Origin of the sequence: Terrabacter sp. RAF57, from assembly GCF_052113925.1 — a bacterium.
Classification (GTDB): Bacteria; Actinomycetota; Actinomycetes; order Actinomycetales; family Dermatophilaceae; genus Terrabacter.
In genome coordinates, this window is the sequence record NZ_JBFRDT010000019.1 from 66,391 (window position 1) to 82,703 (window position 16,313).

The following is a 16,313-nucleotide window of genomic DNA, read 5'->3' on the forward strand; positions in this document are numbered from 1 at the left end:
GTCTCCGATCTCGGTGCGTCCGTCCAGCGTCGCACGCGAGCGCTCGGATCGTGCCGACTGCGGCGACCGACGCCGTACGCCGTGGGCGAACTCCCGAAACATGTTGACGGCGTTCACTTCGTCGATGAGGCTTGTCGGTGGTGACGCCTAAGGTCGTCGCACGCCGCAACTCACACCTCTCATCCCACAGGCACGACTCACCGGGGAGCCTTCACATGACCATCACCACCGACGCGCGCGCCGTGCGCGACCGGTCCACGGGTCCGGCCATCGAGGCCGAGCACCTCGTCAAACGCTTCGGCGACATGACCGCCGTCGACGACGTCAGCTTCTCCGTGCCCCAGGGCACGGTCCTCGGTCTGCTCGGCCCCAACGGTGCCGGCAAGACCACCACCGTCCGCATGATGACGACTCTGAGCCGCCCGACGAGCGGCTCGGCCCGCGTCGCCGGCCACGACGTCGTCCGTGACCCCGAGCTGGTCCGCCGCAGCATGGGTCTCACCGGCCAGGCCGCCACGGTCGACGAGCTGCTCACCGGCCGCGAGAACCTCCGGATGATGGGCTCGCTCTACGGCCTGCCGGGGGGTGAGGTGCGCCGCCTGTCCTCCGAGCTGCTCGAGCGCTTCTCGCTCACCGACGCCGGCAACAAGGTGGTCAAGGACTACAGCGGCGGCATGCGGCGCCGGCTCGACCTCGCGGTCAGCCTCATCGCCACGCCGCCCGTCCTCTTCCTCGACGAGCCGACCACGGGCCTCGACCCGCGCAGCCGCGTCGAGCTGTGGGACGTGCTCCGTGGCCTCGTGCGCGACGGCACGACGCTGCTCCTCACGACGCAGTACCTCGAGGAGGCCGACCAGCTGGCCGACCGCATCATCGTCATCAACCACGGCCGCATCATCGCCCAGGGCACGCCGCTCGAGCTCAAGGACCAGTCGGGCAAGGCCGCCATCGTCCTCACCGTGTCCCACGCCGACCAGCTCGAGCCAGCACGCGCGCTGCTCGCCGCCCACGTCCCCGAGGTGCACGTCGACGTGGCGGCCCGCCAGCTGACCGCCCCGGCCGACGGGCTGTCCGACATGACGCGCGTCGCGACGGTGTTCGAGCGCAGCGAGATCGTCCTCGACGACCTGGGCCTGCAACGGCCCAGCCTCGACGACGTCTTCCTCAGCCTCACCGGCCACCGCGCCGAGCCGCCGTCGGGCGACGGCGCCGAGTCCTCCACCGAGCCCAGCACGCAGATCGAGGAGCAGCGATGACCGACTCCGCCGTCAAGGACGCCACGCGGGTGGCCCACGTCGAGCCCCACGACTTCCAGCCGCCGGGCTTCGTCCGTCAGGTCACGACGATGGTGTGGCGCAGCCTCAAGCACATCAAGCGACAGCCCGAGATGCTCACCGACGTCACGATCCAGCCGGTGATGTTCGTGCTGCTCTTCGCCTTCGTCTTCGGAGGCTCGATCGTCATTCCCGGCTTCAACTACCGGGAGTGGCTGATGCCCGGGATCATGGCCCAGACCATGGCCTTCTCGGCGTTCATCGTGGCGATCGGCCTCAACATGGACCTCGGCAAGGGCATCATCGACCGGTTCCGCTCGCTCCCGATCTCGAGGGGCTCGGTCCTCGTCGGACGCAGCATCTACAGCATCATCCACTCGAGCATCGGCATCTTCGTCATGTCGCTCACGGGCCTCGCGATCGGCTGGCGCATCCACAACGGCGTCGGCAAGGCGCTGCTCGCCTTCGCGCTGCTCCTGCTCTTCGGTTTCGCCATGATCTGGGTGGGCATCCTCGTCGGCTCGTCGATGCGCTCGCCCGAGGCCGTCAACGGCCTGATGTTCACGACGATCTTCCCGATCACGTTCCTGGCCAACACCTTCGCCCCGACCGTGGGCATGGCCGGGTGGCTGCGCACTATCGCCGAGTGGAACCCGATCAGCTCACTCGTCCAGGCGATGCGTGAGCTGTGGGGCAACGGGCCTGAGGCGCTGCCCGACGCCGCTCTGCCCCTCCACCATCCGGTCCTCACGACGGTGATCTGGTCAGTCGCGATCACCGCCGTCGTCGCCCCGCTGGCGGTGCGTGCCTTCATCCGCCGCACGACCGACTGAGGGTGGGAGCGACCTCCCGCCGGCTCCGCCGTCGGTTCAGACGGCCGGCATGCAGCGGATGACGGTGACGTGGCCCTCGAGGCGCACGGCCCCGGCCCCGTACGGCAGGAGCAGCACGTCGCCCCGTGCCACCTCGGTGGTGCGGGGCGCGTCCGTTCCCGTCGTCAGGCGGCCACGGCCGTCGACCACGACGACGACGGCGAACGCCGCGTCGCCGCCGGCCGGGGTGTCCGGCGTCGCGCTCAGCACCTCGGCCCGGAAGAACTCCGCCGCCTGCTCGGGCAGTGCGTGGCCCGCACCCGTCACGTCGACCCAGCGGCGCCGCAGCGAGGCGAGTCCGTCGGTGGTCAGGGGCCCGCGGTCGACGCTCTCGAGCGCGCGCGGGACCGTGAGCCCGAGGAAGGCGTGCGCCTCCTCGAGCCCGAACCGCCGGTGCTCGAGCATGACCGAGAGGTCGGTCGGCTCCTGGAGCTCGAGGACGAAGACGCCCTCACCGATCGCATGCGGCTGGCCGCCGGGCACGAGCAGGGCGTCACCCGGCGACACCTCGATCCGGTTGAGCGCGGCGAGGAGACGCTCGTCCTGGGCGTCGACGAGCTCGGCCAGCTCGTCGGGAGGCAGCTCGTCGCGGAAGCCCAGCCAGACGCAGGCACCCGGCTCCGCGTCGAGGACGATCCAGGCCTCCGTCTTGCCGTGGTCGCAGTCGAGGTGGGCCGCGGCGAAGGCGCGGTCGGGGTGGGAGTGGACGGGCAGGCGCTCACCGGCGTCGAGCAGCTTCGTCAGCAGCCCCGGCTCGATGCCGTGGCGGGTCACGTGATCGGCCCCGAGCCAGTGGTCGGGGTCGGCAGCCAGGGCGTCGGGCAGGGGCGTCCCGTCGGTGAGCACCGTGAGCCCGCCGCCGCCCTCGGCGAAGAGGCGCGTCGTCGACGCGAGCCAGTCCTCGGGGCGGTGGTCGTCGAAGCCCTCCGGCACCTCGAGGCCGCGGAAGGCGAGGATGCGCTCGCCGCCCCGGTAGAACCGGTGGGGCGTGTTGGGCGGCAGTCGGGTCGGGTCGGACACGGTGGTCTGGGACACGGTGCTGGTGCTCCTCGGTTCGGTCATCGGGTGGGGGTCCCGCGGCGGACGCCCGAGGCGCGGACGATGAGCCGCGTCGGCATGACGACGGTCTGGGCCTGCGACTCGTCGCCGAGCAGGCGGGCGAAGAGCTGCTGGGCAGCCTTCTGTCCCATGGCCGCCGGGTCCTGGTGCACGACGGTGACCGGGGGGTCGATGAGGGCGGCGAGCTCGAAGTCGTCGTAGCCGACGAGCGACAGCGGGAGCCGCAGCTCGCGCAGGGCGAGGAGGGCGGCGAGGGTGATGCGGTTGTTGCCGGTGATGACCGCGGTGATCGGCTCCGGGCCCGTCGTCCACTGGCTCAGCGACTCGTGCACGGAGGCCGGACTGTGCGGACCCATCGAGACGCGTGGGGTCGTGGGCAGTCCGAGGCTCTGCTGCGTCGTGACGAAGGCGTCGCGGCGCTGCCGGGCGGTCCAGAAGGCCGGGTCGTCGCCGTAGAAGGCGATGTTGCGGTGGCCGTGCGCGACGAGGTGCTCGACGGCGCTGCGGATGCCGCCGTGGTTGTCACTGAGGATCGTGTCGCGCGGGGTGCCCCGGACGGGACGATCCATGTAGACGATCGGCGTGTGGCTCGCCTCGAGCACGGCGTCCGAGGACGCGCTCTCGTCGGCCGGGACGACGACGATGCCGTCGACGCGGCGGTTCACGAGCGCCTCGATGACGGCGCGCTCACGCGAGGGCGAGCCCTCGGCCGATGCGGTGATGAGCTGGTGCTGGCGGATGCGCGCCTCGCGCTCGACGGCCGCGCCGACCTGCGAGTAGAAGGGGTTGGCGAGGTCCTCGACGACGAGGGCGATGGTGAAGGTGCGGCCCTGGCGCATGAGGCGGGCGCCGTCGTGGCGCCGGAAACCGAGTCGCTCGATGACGGCCCGCACCCGCTCGGCCGTGTCAGGACGCACGCCCGGCTCGTGGTTGACCACGCGCGAGACGGTCTTGACCGAGACGTGCGCCTCGGCGGCGACGTCGGCCATGGTCGGGCGGGCGGCTGTCCGGTGGTCAGACAACGCTGTCATGCCCGCAGTCTGGTCAGCGAGCGCTCGGATGGCAACGTCAGGGCGTCGTCGAGGGCCACCCCCACGCCGTTCTGTCCGATCCGATGTCCTGACCGGACAAGATCGGTTCGGGCTGTTGACGCCCTTTGTCGGGTACGGCGAGTCTCGGCCGGGTCGGAGGCGGCTCGGGGTCGCCGGCGGCGACCTGACATTCAGCACGGCTCAACGACGAGCACGGAGGAACCCATGCCCATGAGATCCGGGATCCACAGAGGCGTCATCGCCCTGGCAGTCCTGGCCACGTCGACCGCGGGTGCGGTCGCCGGTCCTGCTTCAGCGAACGCCGCCGGCAGCCCTGCCGCGGCGCCGCTCTCAGCACCCACCGCCGTCGCGGGCGCGGGTGACTTCTCGACCTCGTTCGAGACCGGCCAGGCGCAGCCGGCGCTCTCGACCGTCGAGTCCGGTCCCGCCGGCCCGCGGCAGCAGAACGTCTCCGGCACGGCGAGCGCCAACGGCAGCCTCCTCGGCTCGGTCGTCGGCGTCACCGCGAGCGCGGAGAACACCCCGGGCGAGGTCGCGGCCAACCTCGCCGACGCCAACCCCGACAGCAAGTGGCTGGCCTTCGCCTCGAGCGGCTGGGTGCGCTACCAGCTCGGCACGCCGGCCAAGGCCGTCCGCTACTCGCTGACGTCGGCCAACGACTCCCCGGAGCGGGACCCCAAGGACTTCACGCTCCAGGGGTCGGCCGACGGCACGACGTGGACCGACCTCGACCGCCGCACGGGCATCGACTTCTCGGGACGCTTCGCCACGCGCACGTTCGACGTCACGACGGCGGGGACGTACGCGTACTACCGGCTCAACGTCACGGCAATCCACTCCGGGGGCACGGTCCAGCTCGCCGACTGGGACCTCTCCGACGGCAGCACGGGCTCGGGCCCGGCGACGCCGATGAAGACGATCGTCGGCTCGGGTCCCATCTCGGGCTTCAACATCAAGCCGCTCGTCGGCTGGACCGGCGTCAAGGCGCTGCGCTACTCCGGTGGCCACACCGCCGACGGCCGCGGCTACGCGTGGAACCGGCTCTTCGACGTCGACCTGCCGGTCACGTCGAGGACCCAGCTGAGCTACAAGATCTTCCCCGACATGATCTCGGGCGACCTCGAGTACCCGTCCACGTATGCCGCCCTCGACGTCCGCTTCACCGACGGCACCTACCTGTCCGACCTCGGCGCCGACGACCAGCACGGTGTCGCGGGCAGCCCGAGCGGCCAGGGCAAGGGCAAGATCCTCTACGCCAACCAGTGGAACGCCGTCGCGCTCGACGTCGGCAAGGTCGCCGCGGGCAAGACGATCGACCGCGTCCTCGTCGGCTACGACAACGTCGGAGGGGCCACGAAGGACACCCGCTTCGGCGGCTGGATCGACGACGTCGCGGTCCAGGCCGACCCGGCGGCCATCGACGGATCGGACCTGACGAACTACGTCGACGTGCGACGCGGCACCAACGCCTCGGGCGGCTTCTCTCGCGGCAACAACCTGCCGATCAGCGCGGTGCCCAACGGCTTCACCTTCTTCACCCCGGTGACGAACGCCACCTCGCAGTCGTGGGAGTACTACTACCAGGCGCAGAACAATGCGGCGAACCTCCCTGTCCTGCAAGGCCTTGCGGTCTCGCACGAGCCGAGCCCGTGGATGGGTGACCGCAACCAGATGTCGGTCATGCCCTCCATCGCGACGGGCACCCCGACGGGCAGTGCGTCCGGCCGGGCTCTCGCCTTCGACCACGCGACCGAGGTGGCCCATCCCGACTACTACAAGGTGGCTCTCGCGGGCGGCCTCACCGCCGAGACGGCACCGGCCGACCACGGCGGCGTCTACCGGTTCACCTTCCCCGCATCGGCGAGCAAGGGCAGCCTCGTCGTCGACACCATCGACGACAGCGGCACCTTCACCGTCGACGCGGCCACCGGCTCCATGACGGGCTGGGTCGACAACGGCAGCGGCCTGTCCGCGGGCCGGAGCCGGATGTTCGTCTACGGCACCTTCGACCGGCCGGCCACAACGGTGGGCACGGCGCCGGCTGGTCACGTGGGCACCCGCTACGCCTCCTTCGACACGAGCACGAACAAGCAGGTCGTCCTCAAGCTGTCGACGTCGTTCATCTCGCTCGACCAGGCGAAGAAGAACCACGCCCTCGAGCTCGCGGCCCGCGACTTCGACGCGGTGCGTGCCGCGGCCAAGACGGCCTGGAACGCCCGCCTCGGCGTCGTCAGCGTCAAGGGCGCCAACGACACCGAGCGGACGACGCTCTACTCCAACCTCTACCGGCTCAACCTCTACCCCAACAGCCAGTTCGAGAACACCGGCACGGCTGCGGCCCCGCGCTACCAGTACGCGAGCCCCGTTGCGGCCAAGAGCGGTTCGGCCACGGCGACGACGACGAACGCCGCCGTCAAGGACGGCAAGATCTACGTCAACAACGGCTTCTGGGACACCTACCGCACCGTGTGGCCGGCCTACAGCCTGCTCTACCCGGAGGTGGCGGCCGAGATCGCCGACGGCTTCGTGCAGCAGTACCGCGACGGCGGCTGGGTCGCGCGGTGGAGCTCGCCGGGCTACGCCGACCTCATGACCGGCACGAGCTCGGACGTGGCGTTCGCCGACGCGTACGCCAAGGGCGTCAAGCTGCCCGACCCGCTCGCGGCCTACGACGCCGCCGTCAAGAACGCGACGGTCCTGCCGACGTCGAGCGCGGTCGGTCGGAAGGGTCTCGACACGTCCACCTTCCTCGGCTACACGAGCACCGACACGGGCGAGAGCGTCTCGTGGGGTCTCGAGGGCCTCGTCAACGACTTCGGCATCGGCACCATGGCGGCCAAGCTCGCCAAGGACCCGGCCACGCCGACGTCGCGCCGCGCCCAGCTCGCCGAGGAGTCGAGGTACTTCCTCGAGCGGGCGACGCACTACGGCAACCTCTTCAACCCGAAGGTCGGCTTCTTCCAGGGCCGCGGCGCCGACGGCACCTTCCCGTCGAGCTTCGACCCCGAGGACTGGGGCGGCGACTACACCGAGACGAACGCCTGGAACTTCGCCTTCCACGCGCCGTTCGACGGCAACGGCCTCGCCAACCTCTACGGCGGCCGTGACGCGCTCGCGAAGAAGCTCGACACCTTCTTCTCGACGCCCGAGACGGCGACGAAGCCCGGCGGCTACGGCGGCGTCATCCACGAGATGCTCGAGGCCCGCGACGTCCGCATGGGCCAGCTCGGCCAGAGCAACCAGGTGAGCCACCACATCGCCTACATGTACGACTGGACCGGCCAGCAGTGGAAGACGGCCGAGAAGGTCCGCGAGATCATGCGTCGCCTCTACGTCGGCGGCGAGATCGGCCAGGGCTACCCCGGTGACGAGGACAACGGCGAGATGTCGGCGTGGTACGTGCTCTCCTCGCTGGGCATCTACCCGCTGCAGGTCGGCTCGGCCAACTGGGCCATCGGCTCGCCGAAGTTCGACCAGGTCACGGTCAAGCGCACGCAGGGCGACCTCGTCGTCAACGCGCCCGGCAACTCCGAGCGCAACATCTACGTGCAGAGCGTCACCGTCGACGGCACGAAGCACAAGAGCGTCTCGATCAGCCAGGACGAGCTCACCGGCCCGACCACGGTCGACTTCGCCATGGGTGCCAAGCCGTCCGACTTCGGCTCCCGCGCCCAGGACGCCCCGCCGTCGCTGACGCAGGGCACCGAGGCGCCGACGCCGCTCAAGGACGCGACCGGTCCCGGCCGCGGCACCGCGACGGCGACCGACCTCGCGTCGGGCGTCGACGCCAAGGCCCTCTTCGACAACACGTCGCGCACCGGGGTGTCCTTCACCTCGGGCACGCCGTCGGTGACCTTCGCCCTCTCGGGCGTCGGCCAGCGGGCCACCTGGTACACCCTCACCTCCGGACCGAAGGCCGGCGACCCGTCGGCCTRGCGTCTCGAGGGCAGCAAGGACGACGGCAAGACGTGGCAGACGCTCGACACGCGTACGGGACAGGTCTTCCCGTGGCGGGTGCAGACGCGTCCGTTCGAGATCGCGCACGCCGGCACGTTCACGACCTACCGGCTCGTCGTCACGGCGACCGCGGGTGGTGCGGCCGCGAACCTCTCCGAGCTCGAGCTGCTCACCGACGGCTCCAAGGCCCAGAACACCGGGCTCAAGGTCTCGGCGGCCGAGCCGTTCGAGGTCGCGGAGGACACCGCCTGGTCGGGCACCGTCGCCACCTTCTCGGGTGGCGTCGGCCAGGGCACCGATCCGTCCGCCACGGCCACGGCGACCATCGCGTGGGGTGACGGCACGAGCTCGGCGGGCACGATCGAGCCCGGCGACCTCGGCTCGTACACCGTCCGCGGCACCCACACGTGGGCCGAGCCCGGGCCGTACCAGCCCAAGGTCACCGTCACGACGGCGAACGACAGCGGCTCCGCTCTCGGCGCCGTCACCGTGCACCAGGCGTCCACGCCGGCGTATGCCGCCGGGTTCGACTCCGTGTGCTTCGGCAACGTCGGCGACGTCGTCCACTGCGACGGCAAGGACGCGGGCCTGTCCCGTGCAGCCCTCGCTGCCGCAGGTGGTGTGCCCGGCAAGCTGCTCACGGTGCCGGGGACCGACCTCCGCTACTCGATGCCGGGCATCCCGGTCGGCGAGAAGGACAACGCGACGGGTGCGGGTCAGACCCTGCCCGTGACGCTGGCCCCGGGGGCGACGAAGCTGTCGCTCATCGGCACGGGCACGCAGCGCAACCAGGACACGACCGCCACGGTGCGCTTCACGGACGGCTCGACGACGAGCTACCCGGTGCAGTACGGCGACTGGTGCGGATCCGCGCAGTTCGGCAACACCGTGGCCATCGAGATGGCCTACCGCCTCAACGGCACGGGCACCGACGGCTGCCGCGCCAAGCTGTTCGCCACCGCGCCGCTCACGGTGCCGGCCGGCAAGACGGTCGAGTCGGTGACCCTGGCCAGGCAGACCGGCGACCCGACGACGGCCGGACGGATCCACGTCTTCGCCGTCGCCGACAACGGCTCGGCCCTCACCGTCGCGGCCGCTTCCGACGCCACCGCGGCGACCGGCGCCGACACCGACGTCACGCTGGGCACTGCGTCGGGCGGCGTCCCCGCGGACACCGGCTACACGGCCCGCGTCCAGTGGGGCGACGGCACCGTGACCGAGGACGCGACGGTGACGACGGCGGCCGACGGCACGGCCACCGTCACGGGCGGCCACACGTGGGCCGCCGCCGGCACCTACACGGTGCGGGTCCTCGTCTCGGACTCCCGGTCCGACGTGCTGAGCTCGCTCACCGTCACGGTCGGCTAGCCCGGAGGCACCACAGCAGAGCGGCGCGGGGAACACGCCTCCCCGCGCCGCTCTGCTGCGTCCTCACCCGAGGTTGTGCTCGAAGTCCATCCGGTGGGTGCCGTCGGAGTCGACGTGCAGTCGGACGGTGCCCTCGATGCCAGCCAGCTCGTCGGTGCCGCTGCCCGGCACGATGAGGCCGTACTCGTTCGCGCGGTCCGCGCCGCTGGTCGAGGCCGCGTGCACGAAGTTGAAGGCGCCGTGGCGCCCGGCGACCGTGCCCTCGAAGGACTCCAGGGCGACGTAGGTGCCGACGCCGGAGGTCTGGTCGAAGGCCGACGTGAACTGGGTGACGCTGCGGCCCTCGACGTCACCGGCATACGCCTTGCGCATCCGCAGGTGCCCGGTGGGCAGCGCCGTCGTCACGTCGGGGACGTAGTCGGTGACGTCGAAGTCGGACGTCGTGAAGGTCGAGGTGCTCAGCATGCGCGCATGCGGTTGTTGCGGGTGCCGTGCTCGACCTCGGCGAGACCGAGCTCCTCGAGCAGCGGAGGCAGGTACATCCCGACGCGCCCTCGGTAGCCCTTGCGCAGGCCGTACCAGCCACCGACCGGGTTGCCCTCCGAGCGGGCCCAGGCCTCCACGGTCCCCTCCTTGGCCGGCTTCTGCTCGTCGGCCGACCCGAGCGGGACCCAGTTGCCCTGCTCCCGCAGCCAGGCGTGGAGGTCGTCGACGACCCGGGCGTCGTAGGTCAGCCGCGTCGAGCCCACCTGGCAGACGAGCTGCGGCGGCTCGGTGTCGTCGGCGCGGTGCATCGTGTACTCCGAGGTGCCCGGTGGCGTGCGCAGCACCCACGGGTCGTCGGCGCTTCCGGTCCCGCTCACGGTGTCCTCCTGGGTCTCGACGTCATCGCCCCACCTTTCTACTCCCGCGTCGTCAGGACGGCGTCAAGATCGCGTCAGGATGCAGGCGAAATGGCGAGGTGTCCCTGCCGCCGGGTGTTGCGTGGAGTCATGACCACTGACTGGCTCGCCGAGCACCGCTCCTGGACGCGCTGGGGCTCCCTGCTCCTGCCGATCGTCGTGGGCGCGGCCCTCGGACTCTTCCGTGACGGGATGAACCAGAGCACCGCCGCCATGGTGCTCGTCCTCACGGTCGTCGCGGCCGCCGCCACGGGTGACCGGGTCGCCGGTGTCGCCGCGGCGCTCGCGGCTGCCGGTGCCTTCGACTTCTTCCTCACGGAGCCGTTCTACTCGCTCTCGATCCACCACCGGGACGACCTCGAGCTCGCCCTGGCGCTCGTCGTCGTGGGCCTCGCCGTCACCGAGATCGCACTCTGGGGGCGTCGCCAGCAGGCCGCCGCCCAGCGCCGGGACGGCTACATCTCCGGCCTGACCCAGCTGCTCGACCTGCCGCCCGACACGACGGAGGACGCCCGGTCGACGGCCATCGCGACCGCAATCACCACGGTGCTCGGTGCCGACCGCTGCTCGTGGGACGCCGGCCGGCCCCGCTGGAACGACGCCGTCATCGGGGCTGACGGCCAGGTGACGACGGGGGGACGACGGCTCCCTGTCGAGCGCACCGGGCTGCCCACCGACGGCTACACGGCGGTCGTCGTCCGTCGCGGCACCGACGTCGTCGGTCACTTCCGCGTGACCGCGTCGACCCACGTCGTGCGGCCCACCTCGGAGCAGCTGAGGGTGGCCGTGCTCCTCGCGGACCGGATGGCGAACGCACGAGCGCCGCGGCCCGCCACCGAGGAGGGGATGGCGGGACACGGCGCAAGCGTGCGGGCGCGAGGAGCCGGCATCGTCGGCGACCCGTTCGCAACCCCTGAGTAACCTAGGGGCCCGCGCGAGCCCGTTGGGTAAAGAGACGGTCAGGAATTCCTGAGACCGGGCTGGGAGACGACGGAATCAGTCGACCTGTGACCTCAGCCAGGCGATATCGGCCGTCTGGCCCTCGAGTCCGCCCGGTGTTTCGCACACGACGGGCGCCCCTGCCGCGCGGATGACGCCAGCGAGAGCCTCGCCGGCAATGTGCCCGGAGCCGAAGTTCGTGTGGCGGTCGGCGCCCGAGTCGAACTCGTCGCGCGAGTCGTTGGCGTGGACGAGGTCGATGCGCCCGGTGATGGCGCGCACCTCGTCGACGACGGTGCCGAGGTCGTTGCCGCCGGCGTGGGCGTGGCAGGTGTCGAGGCAGAAGCCGACCTGGTCGCTGCCGGACGCCGAGCCGATGGCGTCCCAGAGCCGGGCGATGGCCTCGAGCCGGCGGGCCATGGCGTTGTCGCCGCCTGCGGTGTTCTCGATGAGGAGCGGCACCGGCAGGTCGAGGCCGTCGACGCACTTGCGCCAGTTGTCGAAGCCCGTGGCGGCGTCCTCGTCGGCGCCGAGATGGCCCCCGTGCACGATGACGCCCTTGGCGCCGATCTCGGCCGCGGCGGTCAGGTGCTGCTGGAGAAGCTTGCGGCCGGGGATGCGGATGCGGTTGTTGAGGCTGGCGACGTTGATCGGGTAGGGCGCGTGGACGTAGAGGTCGATGCCCGCGGCCTCGGCGTCGGCCTTGAGCGCTGCCGCGCCACCGGCATAGCGGATCACGGGGCCCTTGTAGCTCTGCGGGTCGCCGAGGAAGAGCTGCGAGAGCGACGCCCCGCGCGCCTTCGCCTCCGCGATCGGGTCCTCCTGGTCGACGTGCGCACCGATGTGTAGAGCCATGTCGCCAGCGTATGCCGCCCGGCCGACACCGATTTCGCGTGGCCGTGTCGAGACGGCGCGGGCCCGTTCGACGTGAGGGCATGACGACGACTTCGCAGCCCCAGACCCTGTCCACCGCGCGGCCGACCCGCCGGCAGTGGGTCGCCCTCGGCGTCCTCGCCCTGACGGCCCTGCTCCTCTCCCTCGACGTCAGCGTCCTCTACCTCGCGCTGCCGGAGCTGTCCGCAGACCTCGGCGCCAGCACGACCCAGCAGCTGTGGATGCTCGACATCTACTCCTTCGTCCTCGCCGGCTTCCTCGTGACGATGGGCGCGGTCGGGGACCGCATCGGGCGCAAGCGCCTCCTGCTCATCGGCGCGGTGGCCTTCGGCGTCGCGAGCGCGGCGGCCGCCTACGCCTCGAGCCCCGGTCAGCTGATCTTCTGGCGCGCGATGCTCGGCATCGCCGGCGCCACGCTCATGCCGTCGACGATGGGCCTGATCCGGACGATCTTCACCGACGAGAAGGCGATGATGACGGCGATCGGCGTCTGGTACTCGTGCTTCATGGGTGGCATGGCCGTGGGTCCGCTCGTCGGCGGCGTCCTGCTCCAGCACTTCTGGTGGGGCTCGGCGTTCCTGCTCGGCGTCCCGTTCATGGTGCTGCTCGTCGTCGTCGGCCGTCGCGTGCTGCCGGAGTCCGACCGGCACGCCGGCGCCCCGGTCGACGTGGTCAGCTCGGTCCTGTCGCTCGCCGCGATCCTGCCGGTCATCTACGGCTTCAAGGAGATCGCCCGCGGCGGCGACACGACGACGGCCCTCCTGACGATGTCGGTCGGGTGCGCCCTCGCCCTCGTGTTCGTCCGCCGTCAGCGGCGCATCGCCAACCCGCTCGTCGACCTGACGCTCTTCCGCAGCCGCTCCTTCTCGACGGCGCTCGCGGTGATGCTCGTCGGCGGCGTGGTCATGGCCGGTGTGTCGTTCCTCAGCTCGCAGTGGCTGCAGCTCGTCGCGGGCCTCGACCCGCTGGGCGCGGGCCTCACGATGCTGCCGGCCAACATCGCCCTGCTCGTCGGTGCGTCCTCGTCGGCGCGGATCGCCCACCGCCTCGGCACGGCGCGCACCATGGCCACCGGTCTGGTCGTCTGTGCCGCGGGACTCGCGCTCTACACGCAGGTCGGCCCGGCCCAGGGCCTCGGCCTGCTCGTCTTCGGCATGTGCCTGACCTCCTTCGGGATCATGCTCCCGTCGACCCTGACGATGGGGGTCATGATGCAGTCGGCGCCGCCGGAGCGCGCCGCGTCGGTCGCCTCCATGTCCGAGACGTCGGGTGAGTTCGGGATCGCCGTCGGCATCGCCGGTCTGGGCTCCCTCGCGACGTTCGTCTACCGCGACCAGCTGGCGCCGTTTGCCGCCGCGCACGGCGGGAGCGCCACCACCGCCGCGCTCGACTCCCTCGCCGGCGCCGTCCGCACGGCGACGACCCTGCCGGCCGAGGCCGCCCGCGGCCTCGTGACCGCGGCCCAGGAGGCGTTCACGGCCAGCCTCACCGTCGTGGCCGGCGTGGGCGCCGCGCTCTTCGTGGCCTGCGCGGTCATTGCCCTGCGAGTGCTGCGTTCGCGCTGATCGCCCAGGTTGCATAACCTTGACTTATGTAGTGCATAATGCAGGGATGAGTTCCTCGCGCTTCCCCGCCGTCGTCGACGAGATCACGGTCCGGCTCATCGCCGCCGTCGTGCTCGTCATCGGCGTCGTCGCCCTCGCGACCCAGCAGTGGTGGCTCTACGCCGTCCTCGCCGTGGACTTCAGCCTGCGGGCCACGCTCGGACCCCGGGTCAGCCCGATCGCCCGGCTCGTGCAGCGGTGGATCCGACCCGCCGTCTCCGCGCCGAAGCGACCGACGGCCGGTCCGCCCAAGCGGTTCGCGGCGGCCATCGGTGCGGTCATGACGGTCGCCGCGACCGCGCTCTGGGTCATCTCCCTCGTCACCGGCTCGACGGGCGTCATCGTCGCCGTCGTCGTCATCGGCGCCATCATGGTGCTCTTCCCGGCGCTCGAGTCGATCCTCGGCATCTGCGTCGGCTGCATCCTCTTCTCGGGCCTCATGCGCCTCGGCGTCATCCCCGAGGAGGTCTGCCTCGAGTGCGCGGACATCACGAAGCGTCGTGAGCGTCTCGTCGCCGAGCGCGCGGGCCAGCAGGCGGCCTGACCGTCAGTCGGCGGCCTGACCGTCAGCCGGCGGCGGCCCGCAGCTTCTCGAGCAGCGGGCCGGCGGCCTCGTCGAGGAAGCGCGCCTGGGCGTCCCCGCCGATCTGGACCAGGGCGATGTCGGTGAAGCCCGCCTCCCAGTAGGGGCGCACGGCCTCGACGATCGCGTCGAGGTCGGGCCCGCACGGGATCGAGGCCGCGACGTCCTCGGGGCGCACGAACTGTGTGGCACCGGCGAAGCCGGCCGGGGTGGGCAGGTCGGCGTTGACCGACCAGCCGCCGCCGAACCAGCGGAACTGCTCGTGGGCTCGGGCCACCGCCGCGTCGCGGTCGGGGTCCCAGCTGATCGGGATCTGGCCGATCGCGCGGGCGCCGGAGCCGATGCGCTCGGCGCCGTCGGTGCGGTTCCACGTCTCGACGAGCTCCGCCTCAGGCTGCACCGCGATCATGTGGTCGGCGAGCGCGGCGAGCCGCTCGATCGACGCGTCGCCGCTGACGGCCACGGCCACCGGGACGAGGATGTCCGGCAGGTCCCAGATGCGCGCCGAGTCGACGTCGAAGTACTCGCCGTGGTGGGTCACGAGCTCGCCGGAGTGCAGCTCGCGGATGATCTCGATGGCCTCGACGAGCATCTCCTGGCGGGTCACGACACCGGGCCAGCCCTCGCCGACGACGTGCTCGTTGAGGCTCTCGCCGCTGCCGAGGCCCAGCGTGAAGCGGCCGTCGGAGAGCAGCTGCATCGTCGCCGACTTCTGCGCGACGACGGCCGGGTGGTAGCGCATCGTCGGGCACGTCACGTAGGTCATGAGCTCGAGGCGCTCGGTGGCCTGCGCCACGGCGCCGAGCACCGACCACGCGTACGGAGCGTGCCCCTGCTCCGTGAGCCACGGGGAGTAGTGGTCGCTCGAGACCGCGAGGTCGAAGCCGACCTCCTCGGCGCGCACGGCCCAGCGGACGAGGTCCTTGGGGCCGCTCTGCTCGGTCATCAGGGTGTATCCGAAGTTCGTCACGCCGAAGACCTACCCATTTCTCGGGAACTGCCTGTACAGGGTCTGTCCACAGTTGTGGACGAGGCTGTGGATCGTGGCGGTCCCGTCAGGACGGGCGGTGCCTCCCGAGAAAGGTGCGGATCGCCTCGCGCGGCCGCTCGCGCAGCTCCGCGCCGTGCGTGAACGCAGCGACGTCGTAGTCGAGCTCGCCGAGCAGGTGAGCGGTCTGCTGGGTCATGCGGAAGTCGGTGCAGAAGGACTTGACGGGCCAGCGCAGGCCCATGACGTTGAAGATCGCGTCGCCCGTGATGAGCGTGCGCGACTCCTCGTGGAGCAGCGACACGTGCCCGGGGGAGTGCCCGGGAGTGTGCACGACCCGGAGGCCGCCGGCGATCGGGAGCACCTCGCCGTCGGTCATCTCGCGCTCCACGGTGAGCGGCTCGAAGTCGCGGCCGGGCCGGGAGAAGCGGTCGAAGAGGCGACCGAGCAGGAAGCTGCGGTCACGCGGCGGCGAGGACCCCTCGACGGCGTATGCCGCGTCGTCGTGGTGGATCGTGAAGCCGCGTCCCGTCTCGCGGGCCACGTGCGCCGCCCCGCCCGCGTGGTCGGGGTGGGCGTGGGTCAGCAGCAGGCGGGTGACGTCGGCCGGGGCCGCCCCGATGGCGCCCAGGGCCGCGATGACCTTGGGCCCCGAGCTCGGCAGGCCCATGTCGACGAGCGTCACCTGGCCGTCGTCGTCGCGCAGGATGAAACCGTTGACGAGGTCGCGCACGAGCGGGATGCGCCAGACGTTCGGCGCGAGGGGAACCACGAGCTCCTTGGCCATGGGCCGACCCTAATGGCGACCGGTGCCGCGCGCC

The 16,313-nt window shown here is 71.4% G+C and carries 13 protein-coding genes; 6 read left to right on the forward strand and 7 right to left on the reverse strand.

What is annotated here, in order from left to right; genetic code table 11:
- Window positions 1-215 precede the first annotated feature (215 nt).
- Entirely contained in the window at window positions 216-1,256 is a 1,041-nt protein-coding gene (locus tag AB4Y83_RS18415) for an ATP-binding cassette domain-containing protein (RefSeq protein ID WP_056778804.1), read from the forward strand.
- On the forward strand, window positions 1,253-2,107 hold the full coding sequence (locus AB4Y83_RS18420) for an ABC transporter permease (RefSeq protein WP_442276556.1): 855 nt from the start codon (window positions 1,253-1,255) through the stop codon (window positions 2,105-2,107). The genes AB4Y83_RS18415 and AB4Y83_RS18420 overlap by 4 nt, the downstream gene beginning before the upstream one ends.
- 36 nt (window positions 2,108-2,143) lie before the next feature.
- Here AB4Y83_RS18420 and AB4Y83_RS18425 read toward each other — a convergent pair whose 3' ends face one another.
- Window positions 2,144-3,181, reverse strand: coding sequence for a class I mannose-6-phosphate isomerase (locus tag AB4Y83_RS18425; RefSeq protein WP_442297765.1), 1,038 nt, complete (start codon window positions 3,179-3,181; stop codon window positions 2,144-2,146).
- A gap of 23 nt (window positions 3,182-3,204) precedes the next feature.
- Window positions 3,205-4,236 carry a LacI family DNA-binding transcriptional regulator gene (locus AB4Y83_RS18430; RefSeq protein WP_442297766.1) on the reverse strand — a complete coding sequence of 344 codons (1,032 nt, stop codon included), beginning with the start codon at window positions 4,234-4,236 and terminating at the stop codon, window positions 3,205-3,207.
- A gap of 225 nt (window positions 4,237-4,461) precedes the next feature.
- Between AB4Y83_RS18430 and AB4Y83_RS18435 the strand changes: the two genes are divergently transcribed.
- Window positions 4,462-9,582: a GH92 family glycosyl hydrolase gene (locus tag AB4Y83_RS18435; protein ID WP_442297767.1), complete on the forward strand. Its 5,121-nt coding sequence runs from the start codon at window positions 4,462-4,464 to the stop codon at window positions 9,580-9,582.
- Between the two features lie 63 nt (window positions 9,583-9,645).
- Here AB4Y83_RS18435 and AB4Y83_RS18440 read toward each other — a convergent pair whose 3' ends face one another.
- Window positions 9,646-10,047 (reverse strand): DUF3224 domain-containing protein, encoded by a 402-nt coding sequence (locus AB4Y83_RS18440; protein WP_442276553.1) that lies wholly within the window; start codon window positions 10,045-10,047, stop codon window positions 9,646-9,648.
- A complete protein-coding gene (locus AB4Y83_RS18445; RefSeq protein WP_442276552.1) occupies window positions 10,041-10,445 on the reverse strand; it encodes a DUF6855 family protein in 405 nt (134 codons plus the stop codon). Before AB4Y83_RS18445 ends, AB4Y83_RS18440 begins: the two co-directional genes overlap by 7 nt.
- Window positions 10,446-10,574: 129 nt before the next feature.
- On the opposite strand from AB4Y83_RS18445, the gene AB4Y83_RS18450 reads away from it, so the two are divergent.
- Window positions 10,575-11,405, forward strand: coding sequence for a DUF4118 domain-containing protein (locus tag AB4Y83_RS18450; protein WP_442297768.1), 831 nt, complete (start codon window positions 10,575-10,577; stop codon window positions 11,403-11,405).
- 75 nt (window positions 11,406-11,480) lie between these two features.
- Here AB4Y83_RS18450 and AB4Y83_RS18455 read toward each other — a convergent pair whose 3' ends face one another.
- A complete protein-coding gene (locus tag AB4Y83_RS18455) occupies window positions 11,481-12,278 on the reverse strand; it encodes a deoxyribonuclease IV (RefSeq protein WP_056778768.1) in 798 nt (265 codons plus the stop codon).
- 80 nt (window positions 12,279-12,358) lie between these two features.
- Here AB4Y83_RS18455 and AB4Y83_RS18460 point away from each other — a divergent pair, with 80 nt between their 5' ends.
- Window positions 12,359-13,882 (forward strand): MFS transporter, encoded by a 1,524-nt coding sequence (locus AB4Y83_RS18460; RefSeq protein ID WP_442297769.1) that lies wholly within the window; start codon window positions 12,359-12,361, stop codon window positions 13,880-13,882.
- A 46-nt stretch (window positions 13,883-13,928) separates the two neighbouring features.
- Window positions 13,929-14,465: a DUF4395 domain-containing protein gene (locus AB4Y83_RS18465; protein WP_056778762.1), complete on the forward strand. Its 537-nt coding sequence runs from the start codon at window positions 13,929-13,931 to the stop codon at window positions 14,463-14,465.
- Between the two features lie 22 nt (window positions 14,466-14,487).
- On the opposite strand, the gene AB4Y83_RS18470 is transcribed toward AB4Y83_RS18465, so the two are convergent.
- Window positions 14,488-15,474, reverse strand: coding sequence for an LLM class F420-dependent oxidoreductase (locus AB4Y83_RS18470; protein WP_442276549.1), 987 nt, complete (start codon window positions 15,472-15,474; stop codon window positions 14,488-14,490).
- 85 nt (window positions 15,475-15,559) lie between these two features.
- On the reverse strand, window positions 15,560-16,279 hold the full coding sequence (locus AB4Y83_RS18475; protein ID WP_442276548.1) for an MBL fold metallo-hydrolase: 720 nt from the start codon (window positions 16,277-16,279) through the stop codon (window positions 15,560-15,562).
- Between the last annotated feature and the right edge of the window lie 34 nt (window positions 16,280-16,313).

Excerpts from the sequence above, each read along its gene's own strand:
- AB4Y83_RS18415 (WP_056778804.1), top strand. The coding sequence starts at position 216 with ATGACCATCACCACCGACGCGCGCGCCGTGCGCGACCGGTCCACGGGT.
- AB4Y83_RS18420 (WP_442276556.1), top strand. The coding sequence starts at position 1,253 with ATGACCGACTCCGCCGTCAAGGACGCCACGCGGGTGGCCCACGTCGAG.
- AB4Y83_RS18430 (WP_442297766.1), bottom strand. The coding sequence starts at position 4,236 with ATGACAGCGTTGTCTGACCACCGGACAGCCGCCCGCCCGACCATGGCC.
- AB4Y83_RS18440 (WP_442276553.1), bottom strand. The coding sequence starts at position 10,047 with ATGCTGAGCACCTCGACCTTCACGACGTCCGACTTCGACGTCACCGAC.
- AB4Y83_RS18450 (WP_442297768.1), top strand. The coding sequence starts at position 10,575 with ATGACCACTGACTGGCTCGCCGAGCACCGCTCCTGGACGCGCTGGGGC.
- AB4Y83_RS18455 (WP_056778768.1), bottom strand. The coding sequence starts at position 12,278 with ATGGCTCTACACATCGGTGCGCACGTCGACCAGGAGGACCCGATCGCG.
- AB4Y83_RS18460 (WP_442297769.1), top strand. The coding sequence starts at position 12,359 with ATGACGACGACTTCGCAGCCCCAGACCCTGTCCACCGCGCGGCCGACC.
- AB4Y83_RS18465 (WP_056778762.1), top strand. The coding sequence starts at position 13,929 with ATGAGTTCCTCGCGCTTCCCCGCCGTCGTCGACGAGATCACGGTCCGG.
- AB4Y83_RS18475 (WP_442276548.1), bottom strand. The coding sequence starts at position 16,279 with ATGGCCAAGGAGCTCGTGGTTCCCCTCGCGCCGAACGTCTGGCGCATC.